This window comes from Kribbella sp. NPDC055110 (assembly GCF_053607525.1).
In genome coordinates this window covers 1-1094 of record NZ_JBSGTS010000072.1, presented here as the reverse complement: position 1 = coordinate 1094, position 1094 = coordinate 1, and the positions used below count along the sequence as shown (strand labels likewise).

Genomic DNA, 1094 nt, shown 5'->3' with positions numbered 1-1094 from the left:
GTCCGAAGGCTAACGCCGACTCGGATTCATACGTCGATGTGCCAGAAGGACGGCCTGGCTGAATTGTTGATTTCTGCATTAGCAGAAGCGTCAAACAATCTGCCACAATTAACCACGTTAAAGATAACGACGTTAAACTTCACTCTTTCCTGAAACGCTGGTTTGCCTTTCTGGACAGATCGCTTATTGGGGGCCCTCATGCATGACGCCACCAGCCAGTTTTCCCATTTCAGGCTTGCTATCGCGCCCGGAGTGCCATCCCCTTGCCTCACAACGCTTCTTGCCCTACAGCGCGCGGAGGAACCAGAAGTCACCATCACGTTCTTTGAGACCTCAGCCGATGATCTGTTGACGGGCCTTGAGGAAGGCCGCTACGACGCTGGAATGACGCTTCGGAACGCTGGTGCTCCGGCTGTGAAAAGCCAACCGCTCTGGGTGGAGAACGTGGCTGTTGCAGTGCCGCTGGGGTCCCCCTTAGTTGCCCAGGCGAAGATCACGCTTGCCGAGCTTCTGGACTATCCGGTGTTTCGCTGGCCGGCGGAGGCTTGCCTACTGCTGGATCAGCGACTGTCCTTTCTTCCGTTGAGCCAGCAGAGCATTCAGCACGTGACTTCGTTCGAGATGATGGCGCTTTGGGTGACCGCTGGCTACGGAGTGGGGCTCTCCGCGCAATCGCGCATTGAGCGTGCCCATGCGTGGGGGATCACTATGCGACCGCTTTCAGACGGCCCCTACGAGATCGTGACATACCTGCAGCGACCCCACGGACGAGCCAATGTTGTTTCTGAGCGGTTCGAGCACAGGGCAATGCTGGTTGCCAGGGACAGGGCGGCTTGCTCGAATACCCCATAGCCCGCTCTCGCCGAGGCTGCGTGCGGGTAATTGCAGCGGCACGCGCCTGTTAGCGCGCCAGTGATAGCGCTTCCATCTCTGGCAATATGATGAATTAACATGGTCTTTGGAGGCACGAATGGTTGGAAGTGGTTGGGATCGAGTACCAATTGACTCGCAAAGCATCGATGCGCCGCTGTCGCGCGCGGCGGTGTTTCTCACGTTGACGGTCGCCGAGGGCCACGAGGCCCTTCAGGCGGTCG

At 58.2% G+C, this 1094-nt stretch carries 1 protein-coding gene; it reads left to right on the top strand.

The window, feature by feature from the left end; translation table 11 throughout:
• The first annotated feature begins 198 nt into the window (after positions 1-198).
• Positions 199-852, top strand: a complete 654-nt coding sequence (locus ACWF0M_RS38125) for a substrate-binding domain-containing protein (protein ID WP_452240643.1) — start codon at positions 199-201, stop codon at positions 850-852.
• The last annotated feature ends 242 nt before the right edge of the window (positions 853-1094 follow it).

Excerpts from the sequence above, each read along its gene's own strand:
- ACWF0M_RS38125 (WP_452240643.1), top strand. The coding sequence starts at position 199 with ATGCATGACGCCACCAGCCAGTTTTCCCATTTCAGGCTTGCTATCGCG.